This is a genomic window from Nodularia spumigena CCY9414 (genome assembly GCF_000340565.2).
In the GTDB taxonomy this organism is placed as follows: Bacteria; Cyanobacteriota; Cyanobacteriia; order Cyanobacteriales; family Nostocaceae; genus Nodularia; species Nodularia spumigena.
The window spans coordinates 4,618,613-4,637,826 of record NZ_CP007203.1 but is presented as its reverse complement, the minus strand read 5'-3'; the positions used below and the strand labels follow the sequence as shown (position 1 = coordinate 4,637,826).

At 41.9% G+C, this 19,214-nt stretch carries 14 protein-coding genes and 1 pseudogene; 7 read left to right on the top strand and 8 right to left on the bottom strand.

Annotation, left to right across the window (positions count from 1 at the left end; genetic code table 11):
- Positions 1–189: 189 nt before the first annotated feature.
- Positions 190–801 (top strand): annotated as a pseudogene (locus tag NSP_RS20265) (cyclic nucleotide-binding protein); the annotation flags it as partial.
- A 137-nt stretch (positions 802–938) separates the two neighbouring features.
- Here the strand turns inward: NSP_RS20265 and NSP_RS20260 are convergent.
- From NSP_RS20260 to rsmH, 3 genes are all read right to left on the bottom strand, one after another.
- Positions 939–1,454, bottom strand: coding sequence for an orange carotenoid protein N-terminal domain-containing protein (locus NSP_RS20260; protein ID WP_006198472.1), 516 nt, complete (start codon positions 1,452–1,454; stop codon positions 939–941).
- A gap of 83 nt (positions 1,455–1,537) precedes the next feature.
- The gene (locus NSP_RS20255) at positions 1,538–1,711 is read right to left on the bottom strand and encodes a hypothetical protein (protein WP_006198473.1); all 174 of its coding nucleotides are present in this window, start codon (positions 1,709–1,711) and stop codon (positions 1,538–1,540) included.
- Between the two features lie 218 nt (positions 1,712–1,929).
- On the bottom strand, positions 1,930–2,838 hold the full coding sequence (gene rsmH, locus NSP_RS20250) for a 16S rRNA (cytosine(1402)-N(4))-methyltransferase RsmH (protein ID WP_006198475.1): 909 nt from the start codon (positions 2,836–2,838) through the stop codon (positions 1,930–1,932).
- Between the two features lie 220 nt (positions 2,839–3,058).
- Here rsmH and NSP_RS20245 point away from each other — a divergent pair, with 220 nt between their 5' ends.
- From NSP_RS20245 to NSP_RS20235, 3 genes are all read left to right on the top strand, one after another.
- The gene (locus NSP_RS20245; protein ID WP_006198476.1) at positions 3,059–4,243 is read left to right on the top strand and encodes an NAD(P)H-quinone oxidoreductase subunit H; all 1,185 of its coding nucleotides are present in this window, start codon (positions 3,059–3,061) and stop codon (positions 4,241–4,243) included.
- A 532-nt stretch (positions 4,244–4,775) separates the two neighbouring features.
- Positions 4,776–6,329: a YcjF family protein gene (locus NSP_RS20240; RefSeq protein WP_006198478.1), complete on the top strand. Its 1,554-nt coding sequence runs from the start codon at positions 4,776–4,778 to the stop codon at positions 6,327–6,329.
- 200 nt (positions 6,330–6,529) lie between these two features.
- Complete coding sequence (locus NSP_RS20235; RefSeq protein WP_006198479.1) at positions 6,530–8,275, top strand: serine/threonine-protein kinase; 1,746 nt, start codon at positions 6,530–6,532, stop codon at positions 8,273–8,275.
- A 173-nt stretch (positions 8,276–8,448) separates the two neighbouring features.
- Here the strand turns inward: NSP_RS20235 and NSP_RS20230 are convergent, their stop codons facing one another.
- Positions 8,449–10,590, bottom strand: a complete 2,142-nt coding sequence (locus NSP_RS20230) for a serine/threonine-protein kinase (protein WP_006198480.1) — start codon at positions 10,588–10,590, stop codon at positions 8,449–8,451.
- Between the two features lie 392 nt (positions 10,591–10,982).
- Here NSP_RS20230 and NSP_RS20225 point away from each other — a divergent pair, with 392 nt between their 5' ends.
- Positions 10,983–11,702, top strand: a complete 720-nt coding sequence (locus NSP_RS20225) for a rhomboid family intramembrane serine protease (RefSeq protein ID WP_006198481.1) — start codon at positions 10,983–10,985, stop codon at positions 11,700–11,702.
- A 79-nt stretch (positions 11,703–11,781) separates the two neighbouring features.
- Here the strand turns inward: NSP_RS20225 and NSP_RS20220 are convergent, their stop codons facing one another.
- From NSP_RS20220 to NSP_RS20210, 3 genes are all read right to left on the bottom strand, one after another.
- Positions 11,782–12,387 (bottom strand): TetR/AcrR family transcriptional regulator, encoded by a 606-nt coding sequence (locus NSP_RS20220; protein ID WP_173403311.1) that lies wholly within the window; start codon positions 12,385–12,387, stop codon positions 11,782–11,784.
- Positions 12,388–12,492: 105 nt separating this feature from the next.
- Positions 12,493–12,984, bottom strand: coding sequence for a GNAT family N-acetyltransferase (locus tag NSP_RS20215; RefSeq protein ID WP_006198483.1), 492 nt, complete (start codon positions 12,982–12,984; stop codon positions 12,493–12,495).
- A gap of 131 nt (positions 12,985–13,115) precedes the next feature.
- Positions 13,116–14,054: a hypothetical protein gene (locus tag NSP_RS20210; RefSeq protein WP_042202898.1), complete on the bottom strand. Its 939-nt coding sequence runs from the start codon at positions 14,052–14,054 to the stop codon at positions 13,116–13,118.
- A gap of 299 nt (positions 14,055–14,353) precedes the next feature.
- Between NSP_RS20210 and hisC the strand changes: the two genes are divergently transcribed.
- Positions 14,354–15,406, top strand: coding sequence for a histidinol-phosphate transaminase (gene hisC, locus NSP_RS20205; protein WP_006198486.1), 1,053 nt, complete (start codon positions 14,354–14,356; stop codon positions 15,404–15,406).
- Between the two features lie 10 nt (positions 15,407–15,416).
- Here hisC and NSP_RS20200 read toward each other — a convergent pair whose 3' ends face one another.
- Positions 15,417–16,499 carry a glycosyl transferase gene (locus NSP_RS20200; RefSeq protein WP_173403357.1) on the bottom strand — a complete coding sequence of 361 codons (1,083 nt, stop codon included), beginning with the start codon at positions 16,497–16,499 and terminating at the stop codon, positions 15,417–15,419.
- Positions 16,500–16,935: 436 nt separating this feature from the next.
- Here NSP_RS20200 and NSP_RS20195 point away from each other — a divergent pair.
- Positions 16,936–19,214 (top strand): Calx-beta domain-containing protein (locus tag NSP_RS20195; protein WP_144360579.1); only part of this gene is annotated, 2,279 nt, incomplete at its 3' end.

Sequence of the window (19,214 nt, the reverse complement as noted above, 5' to 3'; positions counted from 1 at the left end):
TATTCCCCCATGAAGATACACTTAATCTAAAATAACTTATACATGATGTCATTTCCTCCAGAAAGGGTTATATGGTTGCAAGAACGCACACCTTTAGGGATTCTCTCATCTGCGGTATTAGATGCGATCGCTCAAGTCATGGAGTCCACATTTTTCCCCGCCGAAAGTACTTTAGTGAGTGAAGGTACTGAGTTCAATTTGCGTCCCCCGGCGATTGAACTATGGACGACTCATACACCCCACAGCTATGAAGTGGCGTTATTGTTTTTGCTGTTGGGTGGAGTGTATCTGCATCGTTTACCAGAGTTACAGTCTTGGTTAGGTTTAGAAATCGATTTAACTTCGTTTTGGCAGCATTTAGGATTTTCGCTGCTAATTTTGCTCATCCCCACGGCTATTGTGTTTGGGGCTTACGGCTTAATGCAGTTAACTCAATTTGGGCGGAAACCTCGACCATTTTTACAACTTACCTATGGTTATTTACCATTGGTGCTGGGGGGTAACTTAGCTCATTATCTGCGTTTGGGTTTGGGTGAGGCTGGGCGAATTTTGCCTGTGACTTTGGCTACTTTCGGTTTAAATGGCGAACAATTACCAATTTTGGTAGCACATCCGGCTGTGATTGACTTTTTGCAAGGTGCTACTCTGATTTTATCAGTGTTATTGACGATTATTTTAACCCAAAAAATCGCTCGTCAACCCATGCGATCTGCTTGCAGCAGCGCTTCGCTATCGCTCTTTTGGCAACATCTCGCCGTTATTGGTTTGGGGCTGAGTATGTGGGCAATTATTGTCTCCTAAAGCAAAAAACAAAACTCCCACTCCTGCTCCCTCTCCTTACTAAGGAGAGGGTTGGGGTGAGGTTTCAACAGCTATATTTCTATATTTTTAGGATCGGGACGGGAAAATTGAGATGTGGTTAGTAAATATTTAATGTCTTAATCAGCAAATGGATCAACACCCATGTTGACAACTGTATTCCGCAAGACTGTAATTTGTTGACCAAAATCAAGTTGCTTAATAGCTTCTAATACTTTGACTACATCACGAGAAGGTTGGTAATTTAAAGGCATTGGAGCGACTAAGCCTTGAACCATCAACTCTGATAATTCAAACCAAAAAGCTAATTTAGTGTTAACGCTCCAAATTCCGTAGGAACGGCTGATTTGTGTATTTCTTTTAGCAGCTAAGTCTCTCATCACATCTAACTGTTGAGCATGAGACATCTGCTTGATTTGATTCAGAACACCTTCAGCAAACTGCATCCGTGCAGCGCCTGGAGCGGCTGGGGTAATAGAACGACCCATTTCGGTGTATACATACCACAGCAGTGCTAGTTGGTCATCTACACTGAGAGATTTAAATAAATCAGTAGTAGTTGTAACACCATTTTCTAAATGTGTGTTGGAATCAAAAATGTTAGTAAATTGGTTTGATTCTGTTGTCACGTTCATAGTTTTACCCAAAATCTTTGGTGAGTGTTAAATCAACTATTGTCCAATTAAGAACAATGTCTTTTTTGGACAAAAGTTAAATCTTAGAGGATACCCCAGAAGTGAAGGAAACCTTGACCAGAGAACACTTCAATTAAAGCTGCGGCTACAAAACCGATCATTGCCAAACGACCGTTCCAATGTTCTGTTTGAGTGGTGAATCCCCACTTCCAAGCGTTGCGGCTCTCTGTAGCTGGTGTTGCGGTTGTGCTTTTCATGGTTAATACTCTCGGTAGGAATTAGTAGAGGGTTTTGTTTCCCTTATTCAGCAATGTAACAGATATTTTAAAAAATGTAACAAACAATTGCAAAAAAATTTTAAATAGTATCTATAACAATTTTCTCTGATTTGCTTTCCACCGATAGGCTCAGATCCCGGAATACTGCGAGTATTCGGGGATATTTGGGTTTGTAACTTATTGAGGATTACTAGAGCTTAATGCCTTGCCTCTCCCTCGCTGTCCACTCTCTGGGCTATCCTCAACTTTGCAGAACGCGATCGCGGATTATTCGCCAATTCTTCCTCTTTAGCAGTGATTGGTTTTTTAGTCAAGACTTTTAACAAAGAAGAATTACGTAAACCATGTTTCACCGGGCGGTCTTCCAAACTGTGAAAACTGATAATGGCAATGCGTCCACCAGGAACCAAGGCGTTAGGGGCTTGATCCAAAAAAGTTTCTAAAGCCTTTAACTCATCATTGACCACAATTCGCAAAGCTTGAAAAACCCGTGTAGCTGGGTGAATGCGACCATAACGATATTGACGGGGGACAGAATAGGCGATCGCCTCAGCCAATTCTGTAGTAGTTTCAAATGGTCGTTTTTCGACAATCCGTCTGGCAATCCGCCGCGATAGTCGTTCCTCACCGTATTTAAAGAAAATATCTGCTAATTCCGCCTCATCCCACTCATTAATTACATCAGCCGCCGTTAAAGACTGTTGCTGATTCATTCGCATATCCAGATTTGCCGCATGGCGAAAGCTAAAACCCCGTTCTGGTTGGTCTAAATGGTAAGAGCTTACACCCAAATCAGCCAGGATACCATCGAAAGTGTTAGGACTATATTTATAAGCCGAAAAATTGCTGTGAATAAACTCTACCCTGTCACCAAACTCAGCTAAATGCTTTTGCGCCGCCCCTAAAGCATCCTCATCTTGGTCAATAGCCGTTAGCCGCACATCGGTTGCAGCCTCTAAAATCAGGCGACTGTGACCACCACCGCCCACCGTTGCATCAAGATAATGTCCGCCAGGACGTACAGCCAACCCCTCAACGACCTCCTGGCTTAAAACTGGCACATGAAGAAATTCAGCGCCTACAATTCCTTGGATCTCAAGCTCCATATAATAGTTGAAGAAGTGAAACAAAATGAAACAGCAAGTAAAATCCCTCTGCTGCCACTCCTCTCCAACATACTCCTGTATGGGCGATAGATGTAGACGCTGATCAGGCGACTGCTCAAAAATATTTCCCTTACCTGATTTTGGCAGACAAGATTAATCGAGTCTGGTTGGCATCACGCAGTTCAAGTTGAAATTTTCATAACTGGAGAACAAGGAACTTATGGCAAGACTAGAAACCCGCACCGAACCAATGGTGCTGAATATGGGGCCGCACCACCCCTCCATGCACGGGGTTTTGCGGTTAATTGTCACATTGGATGGCGAGGATGTCGTTGATTGTGAACCGGTAATTGGCTATTTGCACCGGGGAATGGAAAAAATTGCCGAAAACCGGACTACTGTCATGTACGTCCCCTATGTGAGTCGGTGGGACTACGCCGCCGGGATGTTTAACGAAGCAGTCACCGTTAACGCTCCGGAACAATTAGCAGGTATAACTGTTCCCAAACGCGCCAGCTATATTCGCGTGATTATGCTGGAACTAAACAGAATTGCTAACCATTTACTCTGGTTTGGCCCTTTTCTCGCTGACGTAGGCGCACAAACTCCCTTTTTCTATCAATTTAGAGAACGGGAAATGATTTATGATTTATGGGAAGCTGCCACAGGCTACCGGATGGTAAACCACAACTATTTCCGCGTGGGTGGCGTAGCAGTTGATTTACCCTATGGGTGGGTAGATAAATGTTTAGATTTCTGTGACTACTTGTTACCCAAAGTTGACGAGTACGAACGTCTGGTAACAGATAACCCCATCTTCCGCCGTCGGGTGGAAGGGATTGGGACGATTTCCCGTGAACAAGCAATTAACTGGGGACTATCCGGCCCCATGTTACGCGCCTCTGGTGTGAAGTGGGATTTGCGGAAAGTTGACCACTACGAATCTTACGACGATTTTGATTGGGATGTACAGTGGGAAACTGCTGGTGATTGCTTCGCCCGTTACGTGGTGCGGATGCGAGAAATGCGCGAATCTGTGAAGATTATTCGCCAAGCAATTAAAGGACTACCAGGAGGCCCCTACGAAAACCTCGAAGCCAAGCGCATGGCTGCGGGGAAAAAATCAGAATGGGATGCCTTCGATTACCAATACATCGCTAAAAAAGTTTCACCTACGTTTAAAATGCCCAAAGGTGAAATCTATTCCCGTGTGGAAAGCGGTAAAGGTGAACTAGGTATTTATCTAGTAGGCGATGATAATGGTTTCCCTTGGCGTTGGAAAATTCGCCCAGCTGATTTCAACAATCTGCAAATTGTCCCCGAATTACTAAAAGGGATGAAGGTTGCAGATATTGTCGTGATTCTCGGCAGTGTTGACGTGATCATGGGATCTGTAGACAGATAAGAGGCAGGGGGGCCAGGGGGCAGGGGGCAGGGGAGAAGAGGCAGGGGGGCAGGGGGCAGGGTGCAGGGGAGAAGAGTAATTTCCAATTCACCCCTATTTCTTGCTTCTTCTCCCTCCCTAGAGACTTCCCAATCAAAAAAACATCCAATAACCTAACAAAATAAACCTCTGATTTCTTGATTTCTCTGTGTCCTCTGCGCCTCTGTGGTATGCGCTGCGCGCAAGCTACGGAACGTTTCATCTTAAAACAATCCTTAGTTTTGTTGGGTTTCCCAAAGCCTCAACCCAACCTACGAATATGTTATTTTTTCAGAGTAATAAAAGAGCGCTAATTTCTGCGCCTCTGTAGTTCATTTAATTAGGACTTACGCAAGAACTCTCTGAAACCCTCTTGACTTTGTGTCCTTTGTGTCCTTTGTGGTTCGTTTAATCTTAATTCCTAAAAAATCCCCAATACTCCAGAAAACAACACCCAAAGCATTAATATGAAAAACATCAGCCCATTCAAACCCACTAACTAACCGTGCCATCCATGCCTCTGTCGCGCATAGTGACGCTAATTGTTGGTTTAATTGTCATTTTGGCATTAAGCCTCTGGCTGATTGACTCTCTCTCTCGGCTTTACTGGCAGTTGTCTTATTCTCCACTGCTGGGCAATTTGCTGTTGCTATTGCTGGTTTTATTAATTGGGGGCTTGGTTGCAGCTTTTGTTTATTATGTATTAATTCTGCAAACTGGGGAAAAAAAATCGCACCGTCAACGCCGCAGAGTTACAGCCGCCGAAATTCCCGCCGCTAAATCTGATGCAGCTTCTACAACTCTCCAAGCTGTGAAGCAACAGGTAGCCCAAATTCAAGATGAAGTCGCCCGACAAGCTTTATTAAGTAAATCACGGGAAATTGAAGTAAATCTGGCACGGGGTGAAATTCAAGTCGTTGTATTTGGCACAGGAAGCGCTGGTAAAACTTCTCTGGTGAATGCGATTATGGGGCGGATGGTGGGTCAGGTAAATGCCCCAATGGGAACTACTCAGGTGGGGGAAACCTATTGTTTGCGGTTGAAGGGTTTAGAACGGAAGATTTTAATTACTGATACGCCGGGGATTTTAGAAGCTGGGGTAGAAGGAACGGAACGGGAACAGTTAGCGCGAGAGTTGGCAACTTCGGCCGATTTACTGCTGTTTGTGGTGGATAATGATTTGCGCCGTTCGGAATATGAACCACTACGCAGTTTAGCTGAAATTGGTAAGCGATCGCTCCTCGTTCTCAATAAAACTGATTTATATACAGATGAGGATAAAGAATCGATTCTCGCCCGGTTACGCCAACGAGTGCGGGGATTTATTGCGCCGAATGATGTGGTGGCGATCGCCGGAAATCCCCAACCTGCACAGCTAGAAACTGGCGAAATTTTCCATCCAGAACCAGATATAATTCCCCTTTTGCGGCGCATGGCTGCCATTTTACGGGCTGAAGGTGAAGATTTGGTCGCAGATAACATTCTCCTGCAATCGCTACGGTTAGGAGAAGAAGCACGAAATCTAATTGATGTTCAGCGTCGTCGTCAAGCGGACAAAATAGTTGATCGCTTTCAGTGGATTGGGGCTGGTGTAGTATCAGTTACACCTCTCCCAGTTGTCGATTTATTAGCAACAGCCGCCGTTAATGCTCAAATGGTAGTAGAAATTGGGAGAATATACGGTTGTGAATTGAACATGGAAAGAGGGAAAGAATTAGCTCTTTCTTTAGGCAAAACCATTGCTAGCTTAGGTATAGTTAAAGGCGCAATTCAATTAATATCTACTGCTTTGCAATTTCATGTCGCTACCTTTGTCATTGGTAGAGCAATTCAAGGGGTGACAGTAGCTTATTTAACGCGAATTGCTGGTAAAAGTTTTATTGAATATTTTCGCCATGATCAAGATTGGGGTGATGGTGGAATGACTGAGGTGGTAAAAGAACAATTTAAGCTGAATCGCCGGGATGAATTTATTAAGACTTTTATCCAAGAAGCGATCGCCCGCGTGGTAAAACCTTTAACAAATAACTCGGAAGTGATTGAACAAGATCAAGAAACCGAGAGTTAGAGGTTGTTGGAAAAGGATTTTGATATACTCCCCAAGTCTCCATTCCCTCGGAGGGGGTTTCACCATACTTAACGCTGTTTCTTTTCTGTAGGGAAGGATCAGGGAGCGTTGCTATGTTGACGTAATTTATTTTCAAGGCTTCCGGAACAGACTGGTGAAATCAAGAAACCTATCATAAGAATTTATTAAGTAACCAGCTCATGAACCACCACATGATCGGTAAAGTATTACAAGGACGTTACCAAATCTTTCAAAGCCTGGGTGCTGGGGTTTTTGGACAAAAATATATCGCCATAGATGGGGAACACCCAGATAAAGTTAAATGTGTGATTAAACACCTTCAAACTAGCAGTTGTTCCCCCAGCGACTTAAACGCTTTACGATTATGCTTTCTCAAAGAAACAGTCACCCTCGACTTTTTGGGAAGCCATCCCCAAATTCCCCAATTAATTTCTTGCTTTGAAGAACATGAGCAGTTCTATCTAGTACAAGAGTTTGTAGACGGACATTCATTGAGTGCAGAATTACCCATCAACCAATATTGGGGATGTATTTGGACTGAAAATGAAGTTGTGGAATTATTAGTAAATGTCTTAGAAATTTTAGAATTTGTTCACTCTCAAGGTGTTATTCATTGCAATATTAAACCAGAAAACTTGATCAGACGTACTTTTGATGCCAAGTTAGTTTTAAGTGACTTCAGCTTTATCCAGTCAGTTGATGTGGGCGAATATGCGGAATTCCCTATTTATCAGACTCCTGTCACCTCAATGGGGTACATAGCACCAGAGCAATTTATTGGACAAATACAGCCCAGCAGTGATATTTATGCTTTGGGTATGATTGCTATTCAGGCTTTAACAGGGCTAAAACCACTGGAATTAAAAGTCGATACTAAGACTAATGAGATTATCTGGCGTACTCAAGATATATCAGTTGATGATTATCTAGCTGCTGTTCTCAGCCAAATGATTCGCTATGATTACCAAGAACGCTTTCAGTCTGCGGGTGAGGTACTGTATATACTCAACCAAATGATCAGGGAAAGTAAAATTCAGCCCATGACTGAAACACCCCATGAGGTAGATGAAAATAACACCCCTCAAGGTGATGATACACAGCAGGAATTGACTTTTGGGCAATTACCTTCTTTACTTACAGGAATGAGGGTAGGTTTGGCGGCTAATTCTTTATTGATGGGATTGGGAGTATATTCTGTAGTTAATAATTATCCCGCATATTCCGAAACAGAAACTTTATATCAAGCCACAGAAGAATATCAAGCGGGGGATTTACAAAAAGCCCTGGCTTTAGCGAAATCAATTCCTACTCACAGCAATATTTATCCAGAGGCTCAAGCTACAATTGAAGAATGGCAGCACCAATGGCACTTGGCTGCGGAACAATACCAACTAGCTGCACAAGCTTTTGATGAGGGTAGATGGTCGGATGTGTTGGGTATTTCTCCGAAAGTACCAGATATTTTATATTGGCAATCTAAAGTAGATAAACTGGTACAGCAATCACAAGTTAACATCGAAACACAAACAGAAAATTTGTTAGCAAAAGCTTACGAAAAAGCCTTGGCTAGAGATTTTTCTACCGCTATAGAATATCTGCGTCAAATTCCTCAAGAAAGTGCTGCTGGTGCTTTAGTTCAAAAAAAATTAGCTGAGTACAATCAAAAGCAGCAGATTCGAGCGGCTTATTTTTTACATAATGCTCAGATGAAAGCATCTAGGGGGGACTTTAATGGGGCTGTAAAATTTCTCCGCAGAATTCATAGAAATACTCCGGTTTATGCTCAAGCTCAGGCTAAACTCAATGAATATACTCAACAATCGCAATTAAAAACTCAAACTAAAAATGTGGCGTTGAATTTATCACCTGCTAAAAATGAAAGTTTTCACCCAGGAAATCAACTGCAAGAGGTGAATATTCGTTAGATGAATTGCTTATTTGTAGAGACTTTGCATACAATGTCTCTACAGGCTTTTAATTGCCTTTGTGTGTTTGATTTTCTGGAAAATAGCTGTATTATTTAAGATGAAGGCGGGCAGGATGCCCACCCCACAATATTACTAAAACTGCTTGTATCACCCAGTCTCTAGCTATAGTCTTAGTCTTCAGAATTGGGAATAGTTGGTACGATTATCGGCTGTGGTTTATCAACTGATAATTCTTTTTGGGCTTCGTTACGGGCGTTAATTGCTTGTCGATAATTCGGCTTATATTTTATAGCTTGATCATAGGAGTCTATTGCTTCTTTATATCGTTGCAAATTCAATAAAGCATTGCCTCTGCTATACCAACTTTCAGCATGATTGGTTTGATAACGAACGGCTTTATCGTAGGATGCGATCGCTTGTTGATATTTCTGTAAAATATATTGAGAATTTCCCAAATTATACCAAATTTGATAATCATTTCTTTTAATCGCTGCGGCTTTATTATAAGATGCTATGGCTTCTTCATAACGTTGGCTTTGATGCAATGCCCAACCCCGACTATACCATGCTTGGTAGTCATTGGGATTATGTTTAATTGCTTGATCAAATGATTCAATTGCTTGTGGATAGCGTCTTAAAATAATTAAAATATTACTTCTAGAAAACCAAGCTGGATAAAATTTTGGTCTGTATTGTACTGCTTTATCATAAGCTTTTAAAGCGTTGTCAAAGCGATTTAAATTAAATAAAGCATTGCCTAAACTATACCAAGCTTGACCATAATCTGGCTTGAATTCAATAGCTGTTTCATAGGCGTTAATGGCATCATTGTATTGCTTTAAGTTATGAAATGCTAACCCCTTACTATACCAAGCTTGATAATAATTCGGTTGCAGTTCTATAGCTTGGTTATAAGATTGAATGGCGTTATTATATTGCTGTAAATTCCTAAAAATTTCGCCTTTGGCATTCCATATTTCTGGCGCAGTATTATCTAATTGTAAGGCTTTGTCAAAAGATGCGATCGCTTCAGGATAGCGTTGTAAATCTCGCAACACAAAACCGCGACCACTCCATGCTTCTACATAATCTGGCTGAATTTGAATGGCTTGGTCGTATGCTGCTAGAGCTTCCTCATACTTTTTTAATTGCGACAGTGTTTTACCTTGACCATTCCATCCGGGGACATAATCGGGACTAATACTCACAGCCTCTTGATAAGCTGCAAGGGCATCTTGATAGCGCTGTAATTCAAACAGTGTGCTTCCTTGTTCCGATAGTGCGATCGCATTATGAGCATTAATACTATTAACAATAAATACAGATGCTATTCCACTAGCGCCAATCACAAATATTGCTAATGATAGCTTAATAAATATAGCTTTTTTGTACTTATTTAATTTAAAATTTTTCAGTGGCGGGTCGGGTTTGAGTGACAAACCAGAATTTAATCCCAAGGGGGGACTCACAACTATAGTCCCAGATGACAGTTGCATTAAATCTTGCAGCGCTTGCAATGCCACAGTTGCCGAAGCATAGCGCTGTCGGAAATCATAACAAACCATTTTATCAATAAATTGGGCAAATTCTGGCGACACACTGGCCTGATTTTGCCAGATAATTTCATTGGTATCAATATCGACTTCTAGCTGGGTTGCTGATAATCCTGTAAGGGCTTGAATAGCAATTATCCCCACCGCATAGATATCACTGCTAAACTTTGGTGTCCCTTGGGCTTGTTCTCCGGGTAAATATCCGGGAGTACCGATAGCAACAGTGGATTTAGTTTCACCTTTAGGGTTAATTATTTGGGTAGCGATTTGCTTAACTGCCCCAAAATCAATTAAAACTAACTTACCATCTTCTTCGCGTCTGAGTAAATTGTGGGGATTAACATCGCGGTGAATCACCTTCTCTTGGTGAACAAATTCTAAAATTGACAAAATTTCCTGGATGAGAGAAATCACCTCTTCTTGACTGAAGATTTTACCTGGTGCTAACTCTTGACTCAGGTTATGACCTGGGATAAATTCCTGTACTAAATAAAATTCGGTATTTTCTTCAAAGTACGCCAAAAGTTGGGGAATGCGATCATGGATACCTAACTTATACAGAACTTGTGCTTCCGTATCAAATAAACGCCTAGCCGTATCCAAGTTTACTGGATCAGTGGCTTGGGGTTTGAGTTTCTTGACCACACACTGAGGTAATCCAGGTAAGTGAGTATCACAAGCCACAAAAGTTTCACCAAATCCCCCACCTCCCAAGTGGCTAATAATTTGGTATCTTCCAACAAGTGTGTTTCCCAGCATCTCGTTTGCCTAGTTGAGTCCATTGTGACCTGATTCTAATCTTGCCACAAATTAATTGAAACAGGGGGATGGGGTGGTATAGCAAAAGTCAAAAGTCAAAAGTCAAAAGTCAAAATTGAAATACTTGCTGTGACTGAGTTTTAAACTTCTTCCATGTCCTCATACCAATTCTTTATGAGGATGCGCTGAATTATAGGAGGAACGAACCACGTTCGCGAAGCGTCTCCCCTTGGGAGAAGTACACGAAGTACACAAAGAAAGAAAGAAAGAAAGAAAGAAAGAAAGAAAGAAATTCAGCGCAGCTTTACACAGAAATGGTATCAGCACCTTGGCGGTTGCTATATCAGGGAGAAAATTTATTTAAAATTTAAATTTGAAAATCAAAAATTTATATGATTCCTATTAGTGATAATATTCGCCTGCGTCGTAAACCAATTATTATTTATTGGCTGATTGGGATTAACATTGCTATTTTCTTATGGCAATTTAAACTAGAAGTTAGTGGAGAATTAGGAGCTTTCATCAATAGTTGGGGTTTGATTCCCGCCCAGATTAGTAGTGCAGTTACAACCGCCATTCAGGTTAATCCAGCCGCTTGGGTAGTGGTTTTTTGGCGTTCAGCATCCCTATTTTTGGCAATGTTTCTCCACGGTAGTTTTAGTCATATTTTAGGAAATCTGCTCTTTTTATGGGTTTTTGGGAAAACTGTCGAAAACTTGATTGGACATGGACGTTTTCTGGCATTATATTTGGGTGCGGGGATTCTGACAGCGATCGCACAAATTATCTTAGAACCGAGTTTGAGAATACCATTGATTGGAGCCAATGGAGCGATCGCCGCAATTTTAGGAGCATACCTATTCAAGTTCCCCAAAGTCAAAATAGACACAATTGTTCCACTGTTAATTGTATACATCCCTGTTGAGATGCCGGCGTATTTTTATCTATTTTGGTGGTTTATACAACAGCTATTTTACGGAATTGGCAGCTTGAACATTCCTCCCTCTGGTGTAAATTCAGCCAGTCTAGCCTACTGGGGGCAACTTCTGGGATTATTGATGGGTGCGGCATTTATGCGATTTAGTTTATCATCCCACAGTAAACAGGCATAAATAGGATGATTAAAACCAGCCTCCAGGAATTAGTGCAGTGTTTCTAGTGATGAAACTGATAACTGATAACTGATAACTGTTAAACAGGAACCGCAATACCACGCACAAAAATATCTACACAAGTATCAATATAATCTTCACAACTGTAGCTATTTTTATGATATTTGACAGTGCGGCAGAGCATTCCAGCTAATAGCATACCTGTAAACATATCAACTGCCGGCAAAGGATCAAGGTCAACTCTGACAGTCCCTAGTTTTTGACTAGATTTTAGGTAAGCAACCAATTTTTCGCCTAAAGGCTGGGCAGCTTCTTGAATTACTTGTCTAGCTGCTTCTGGATGACGTTTAGCTTCCCCAATGAAAGTCCGGATCAAATCTTCGTGTGCTTCGAGCATCGCGTTGTAAAGCTGGGCATACTTTTTTAAATCCACGCCCAGATTTTGTGTCCAAGCTTCCGGGTGAGCGAGGGCTTCTGTCTGGAGGGCTGAGGCATTTTCAATGACTGCCCTGAGAAGTTGTTCTTTGCTAGCAAAGTGGCGAAATAAAGTCACCTCATTTACTCCAGCAACACGAGCTATTTCACGAGTAGTTGCTCCTTGAACACCTAAAGTAGCAAATACCTGTGAGGCAGCCTCTATTAAACGTGTACGGGTAAGAGCAGATGAGCGGATAGTTCTAGTCATTTTGCTTGCAAGTACTTGCTTAAATGTTATTACATTTTGTAAAAAATGTTGCAAAATGGGTAAAACAACTTTACACAATTTTACTAAACTTCAAGCATATCTTGATCAAGCAGTGGTTAAATTCTTACTCATTTTCGTCACGGGAACAACTATGCCAGTTCTTAACTGATGTGGCGCTCTTTTAATAGCAGTAAATCCCTGCCGCAAATAAAATCCTTCAGCATAAAGACTAGCCGTTGTTATGACTTTATCGATACCTTGATTAGCTGCTTCGTGGCAAAAATGTGTAACTAAAGCTCGCCCGATACCTTTACCTTGATAATAAGGATGCACATATAGTGCAATCAATTCATCAACCATAAAACTAGCAAAACCTGTGAGCATATTATTCTCAACAGCAACCCAAAAAATTTCGGCTGGCATATTCTGCAAAATATATTTACCATCAGGCTTGTCGAGATAATTACGCCAAGCTAACAGCTGTTTTCGGGTATAGAAAGTTGTGGGAAGAGCTTTGATAGCAGCAATATGAATAGCACTCATTACCCAAGCATCAGTTTCCTCAGCGAGGCGAAGACATATGTTGCGATCGCGCATAATTGTACTGAGATTAATCTGTGTTTATCTGTGTTTATCTGTGGTTGATTATTCCTTAATATATTAAACTCACGTGCAAACTGCTGTATGTTAAAAATTCCCAGCCCCAGGCTAAAGCCTGTGGGCTGATGTTATTTCTCTGTCTCTGTCTGTGTCTCTTGCTCCTTGGGCTTCTCAGGCTCCGGAGATTGCTTTTTAAGAACTGGCTTGGGCAGATTATTAATAGGCTTAGGATTATCCTTTTTAGATGGTTGCGGGACTGTGGCTTTATTCTTTTTAGACTCTTGTAGCGCCGTAGCTTTATCTTTTTTGGACGCTTTGAGAAATCTCGGTGCAGTTTCTTGGGGTGGAGCTAATAGTGCCACAAAACCAAATACATTACGCCCCGGTAAAAATTTGGCTTTCAGGGAGACAAATACCGGATGTCCTTGGTCTTCTTTTTCCGCCTTCGGATTAAACCTGAAGGGTCTAACTGGCGAATCCTTCCAGAATAAAGGCAGATGACTAGCCTTCATAAATTTCACCTTTCTGGTTGGCTCGGCCTGCTTAATATATTCGAGTCTTTCACGAGTAAAATTGCGGAAAACAGAAATACACGGAGTTTGACAGACGGGGATAAATTGCCATAGTCCTGAGAATTTAAACTCGTTATCTTGTAACTCTGCTGAAACTGTCTGTTGTTCTCGCCCCCTGTCAAAGCCAACTAGCTGAAAAGTCATACTATGCGGTTGATCTTTGCGGGGAAAATGAATGGCTTTAGGATAAACAACTAACCTAAAAGTCCGGTTTCCAGTAGTCTCTATTTCTTTGGTCAGAGCGTCAAATACTTTGCGTTTTTGGGGAATATAGAAAAGTGGGTATTCAAAATTACTAATGGTAACTGTATTTTTACCATCTGGATTTAAGTTTACATCCCCAACAATTACCCCAATAGCTTGAAATATTGCTCCCGAATCTTCAATCTCTTCCTGAGTATCAGCATCAATAATTACTTCTTCAGGTTCAGGGGGGTTTTGAAGTTGAGTTTCAGCCTGATTTGGCTCATTGGGGGTAGGTTCAGTAGATGACATAGTTGTTAGTTTTTTTGTTCGAGCAATAATTTTTTGAGATACGGGCGGCATTTGACAGGCTGAAAGCATCCCATAAGTACATACGAAACAATCTTACATACAAGTTGCTAAACTACCCTTGGTAGGGAAGTAGTGAGCGATGGGAGCAATTCTGCCAAGGCAAAAGCTAGCTTATGCTAACACCAACCAACTACCTTTACGCTAACGCTCTCTCGCTGTCAGGTTTATAGCTAGGTAACTTACTCAGTCAATTATTTTAAAGCCTCTTGTTCCGAATTACGAATTATTTAGTATGCACCATGAAAAACTACTTTCGCTCTAATATCGATGCAATGGCTAGCTATGTCCCCGGTGAACAGCCTCAACGGGGGATACAGGTCATTAAACTCAATAGTAATGAAAATCCCTATCCTCCGTCGCCTGCGGTGCTAGCTGTGCTGCAAAATATTGAAGGGGAGTGGTTAAGACGATATCCAGAACCGTTAGGGGGAGAATTCCGGCGTGCTGCAAGTAAAGTCTTAGGCGTTCCTAGTGATTGGATTATTGTCGGTAATGGTAGTGATGAAGTTTTGAATTTAGTGATTCGAGCTTGCACTGAACCTGGGAGAAAGGTGGTTTACCCAATACCAACTTATGTATTATATGTGACTTTGACTCAAATGCAGGGGGCGAAAATTGAGGAAATTCCTTATGGAGAAGATCATAAGTTACCTCTGGAAGAACTAATTGCCGCTAATGGCGCTGTCACATTCATCGCGTCGCCTAATAGTCCGTCAGGGCATATAGTACCAATTAACGATTTACGACAGTTAGCAAGGCGTTTATCTGGGGTTTTAGTGATTGATGAAGCTTATGTAGATTTTGCCGAGGATAACGCCCTGGCTTTGGTGAAGGAATACGAGAATGTCATTGTGATTCGGACACTTTCTAAGGGTTACTCTTTGGCTGGATTACGCTTGGGTTTTGGTGTGGCTAATCCTCAGTTGCTGCATGGGTTGTTTAAGGTTAAGGATAGTTATAACATTGATGCGATCGCCTGTGCTTTAGCAACAGCTGCAATTATTGACCAAGATTATAAAAATGCTTGTGCAGCCAAGGTGAAAGCATCACGGACTCAACTGGCTAAGGATTTAAAAAAATTAAATTTCCAGGTTTGGGATTCCCAGACTAACTTTTTGTTGGTACAGCCTCCCCAAGAAAATGCCGAATATCTCTATCAACAGCTCAAAGAACGACACATTTTAGTCCGGTATTTCCCACAGCCAGGATTGGATAATAAATTACGCATCACTGTTGGCACAGATGCACAAAATCAAGTTTTGGTGGAAACATTGACTCAAATTTGTGCTTAGTCAGCGCATATCACAAACTGTGTAAATAGTCAATCACCGCCTGAGCGATCGCTTCATTTCCATCTTTAGCCAAAGGTTGAGATTGCTTTGCTGCTTGGGGTGTTTCATGCAGAAAATCCCAATTACCTGCAAAAAATTCCCTTGGGGTGAGAATTTGATGTTGATTGTGATTAATCATACCTTCTAACAGAAATTTAGCTTCAGCAAAGTCATCTCTCGGAATTGTCACCAGAGGTATATCCAGTTTGGCTGTTTCCGAAAAAGTACCGTAACCAGGTTTAGAAACCACACGCCCACAAATCGGCATAAAATCCACAGGGCGGTATTTTTTATCACTAATTTTCCAAACATTCGGTAAATCAGGGGCAGATTTATCAAAGATAATAAATTGCCAATCGGGAAAATACTGTAAATTTTCGTAGGGAATTTGTTGTACACCCAAACCCCCAAAGGTGAGCAAAATCGTTTTTTCTCTAGGCGCAGTTATCCCCCAAGTAGCGCGGAGTTGGTCAGCAGAGTAACGCGGATAACCACCAGTTAAGCCGACATCTGTGATATTACTGAAGGCTGACATAGGTTCGTGAAAAGGCAAACGAAACAAGCGATCGCATTTGGCATAACATTCACTAATCCAATCTGCAATGGTCATAAATTCGCCTCCCCAATCTCGGTAGATCAAATCCCAACCAAAATTACTCATCATCCAACAGGGGATATTTGCCGCTTTGCCAAACAAAGGCGCTAAAAATGGAATATCTGCCAAGATTAAATTTACCCGATTTTGGCGGATAAAGTTGACTTCGGAGGCAATTAGAGAATTTTGTTTTTTTTGAATATCCCGCAACTTGGCTAAAGTCGCCCCTTTATCCATTGTCAAGCTATCTGCTTGCACCACACCCAAATCAAAAGCACGGGGACGGTGAATAAAATCGCCTTCTATATAGCACTCTAGCAACCACCGGGGGGCAGTTGTCACCATAATCAGCAAAATTTTTGGACATAATTTTTGAATGGTTGAAGCCACTGATGCTGTGCGAGTCGCATGACCAAATCCGTGGTTGGTGATTGCTACGTATAAAATTGGACGCATAATTCATAATTCATAATTCGTAATCAAAACCCACCAAATTCAGACTCATTTCTAAGATGCGGCTGATATCATCTGTGCGACTGTTTGTAATGGGTACACCCCCAATACGGTTCGGATAAGGTTAATAATTGACATTATTTTCAAGAGTGGAATGTAATAATCAACCTTTTGGCATTCTAAAAATTGGGATTTTTGGTTAACCGAACCGTAATGGGTACACCCCTATTCTGCTAGAGTAATTCAAATAAGAGTATCTTATCTAATCTTGGGTAAATTATTTTTTTTAAAATCATTAAAATTGCGAAATTTGTCTTTCTGCATCCTAATAAGTCATGAAAAGCCCATTGCCAAACAACATCTCAAAATCAGGATAAAATCTATCATGGCTAACAACTTTAACTAAATTGACGCAACCACCTTAAATTTTGACTTTTGACTTTTGACGAACGCCTTGCGTTACAGGGTGTTAGATGGGCAGATGATCGAGGTCGAGCAGCAGAATTTCCAGGGAACCCAGGGGAATGATTATATTACCGGCACAGATCAAGATGACACCATAGATGGTGGTAGTGGTAACGACACCCTAGATGGTGGTAGTGGTACTGATTACCTTTATGGTGGGAGTGGTGATGACACCATCAATGGTGGTGATGGAAATGATTACCTCTTTGGTCAAGATGGTAACGACATCCTCAATGGTGGGGGTGATGACGATTCCCTTCATGGTGGGAGTGGTGATGACATCCTCAATGGTGGTGATGGAAATGATCGCCTCTATGGTGATGCTGGAAATGACATCATTGATGGAATTGATTTCCTTTATGGTGATGCGGGAAATGACACCATCAATGGCGGGAGTGGTACTGACACGTATGCTGCAAACTATAGTGACCGCTTAGTGGGATTAACCATGACCTATGACAGTGCCACAGGTAATGGCAGTATTGTTGTGGGAACAGAAACCGATACATTCACCTCCATTGAAAACTTTGACTCCTTTAGAGGTACTAACTTTGATGACATCATCGTCGGAGGTTCCACCGGAGATTATTCTATATATGGTGGTGCGGGAAATGACACCATCTCAGGTAATGCAGGAAATGATCGCCTCTATGGTGAAGATGGTAACGACACCATCAATGGTGGGGGTGATAACGACATCCTCTATGGTGGGAGTGGTGATGACACCATCAATGGTGGTGATGGAAGTGATTACTTCTTTGGTGGTGATGGTAACGACACCATCAATGGTGGTGATGGAGATGATTACCTTTATGGTGATGCTGGAAATGACATGCTCAATGGCGATGCAGGATATGATCGCCTCTATGGTGGGAGTGGAAATGACATCCTCAATGGCGATGCTGGAGGTGATTACCTCGTTGGTGGGAGTGGTAACGACACCCTAATTGGTGGTTCGGGTAATAGTGGAGAAAGAGACAGGCTATCAGGAGGCAGTGGGAGCGATCGCTTCATCATTGGTGATGCCACTTGGATAGGTTATGATGACGGCAACGCTGCCACAAACGGTAATAACGACTATGCCGAAATCGCCGACTTTAATGAGGCTGAAGGCGATATTATTCAACTCAAAGCAGGTGTAGATTATCTTCTTAGTGTTTCCGGTACAGATACTCAAATTTTAATCGACAAACCCGGAACCGAAATCGATGAAATCATCGCCATTATTAGAAATCGCACAGACTTAAGTCTAACAGCCAGCTACTTCGACTACAAGAGTGTACCTTCAACTCTAGCGATCGCCCCCAGCAACGCGGTGCAAACAGAAGGTAACTCTGGAAGCAAAGCCTTCACCTTCAGCGTCACCCGTTCTGGTAACACCACGGGTATAAATACTGTCAAGTGGGCAGTTACAGGCACAGGAGCCAATCCCGCCAACGCCGCCGACTTTGGAGGAACATTACCAACAGGTACTGTCACCTTTGCAGCTAACGAAACCTCCAAGATCATCACAGTTAACGTCAGTGGTGATACCAGTATTGAAGCAGATGAAACCTTCACTGTCACCCTATCCAACCCTAGTAATGCAGCAACTATCACCACTGCTACCGCCACAGGAACCATTGAAAATGATGATGTAAATAAAGTCATTTTAAACATCAACGGTAGTAGCAACGAATACGCTCTTTCCGCAGCCTCTCAAAATGTCACAGATGAATACGTTATCTCTGCTGATAAAACTCAACTAGGACTATCCGGTAACACCTGGAAAAAACTGGACATTGGTGGCTACAATATTACCAACAACACCATCCTGGAATTTGAATTCCAAAGCAGCAAACGAGGAGAAATTCACGGAATTGGTTTTGATACTGACAATGATGTCATCAATAACCCCCAAAACTTATTCCAACTTAGTGGAACTCAAAATTGGGGACTGAATAACTTTAAAAACTATAGCACTGGTTCTGGTTGGCAATCTTACAGTATTACCGTAGGAGATTACTTCACCGGAGATTTCAACTACCTCACCTTTGCCAATGACCATGATGTAGCCTCACCTGATAGTAATGGTCAGTTCCGCAATATCCAACTCTACGAGAATCAGAATAACAACCTCAGCCTCAATATCAACGGTAGTAGCAACGAATACGCTCTTTCCGCCGCCTCCCAAGATGTCACAGATGAATTCACCATCTCGGCTGATAAAACTGAACTAGGACTATCCGGTAACACCTGGAAAAAACTGGACATTGG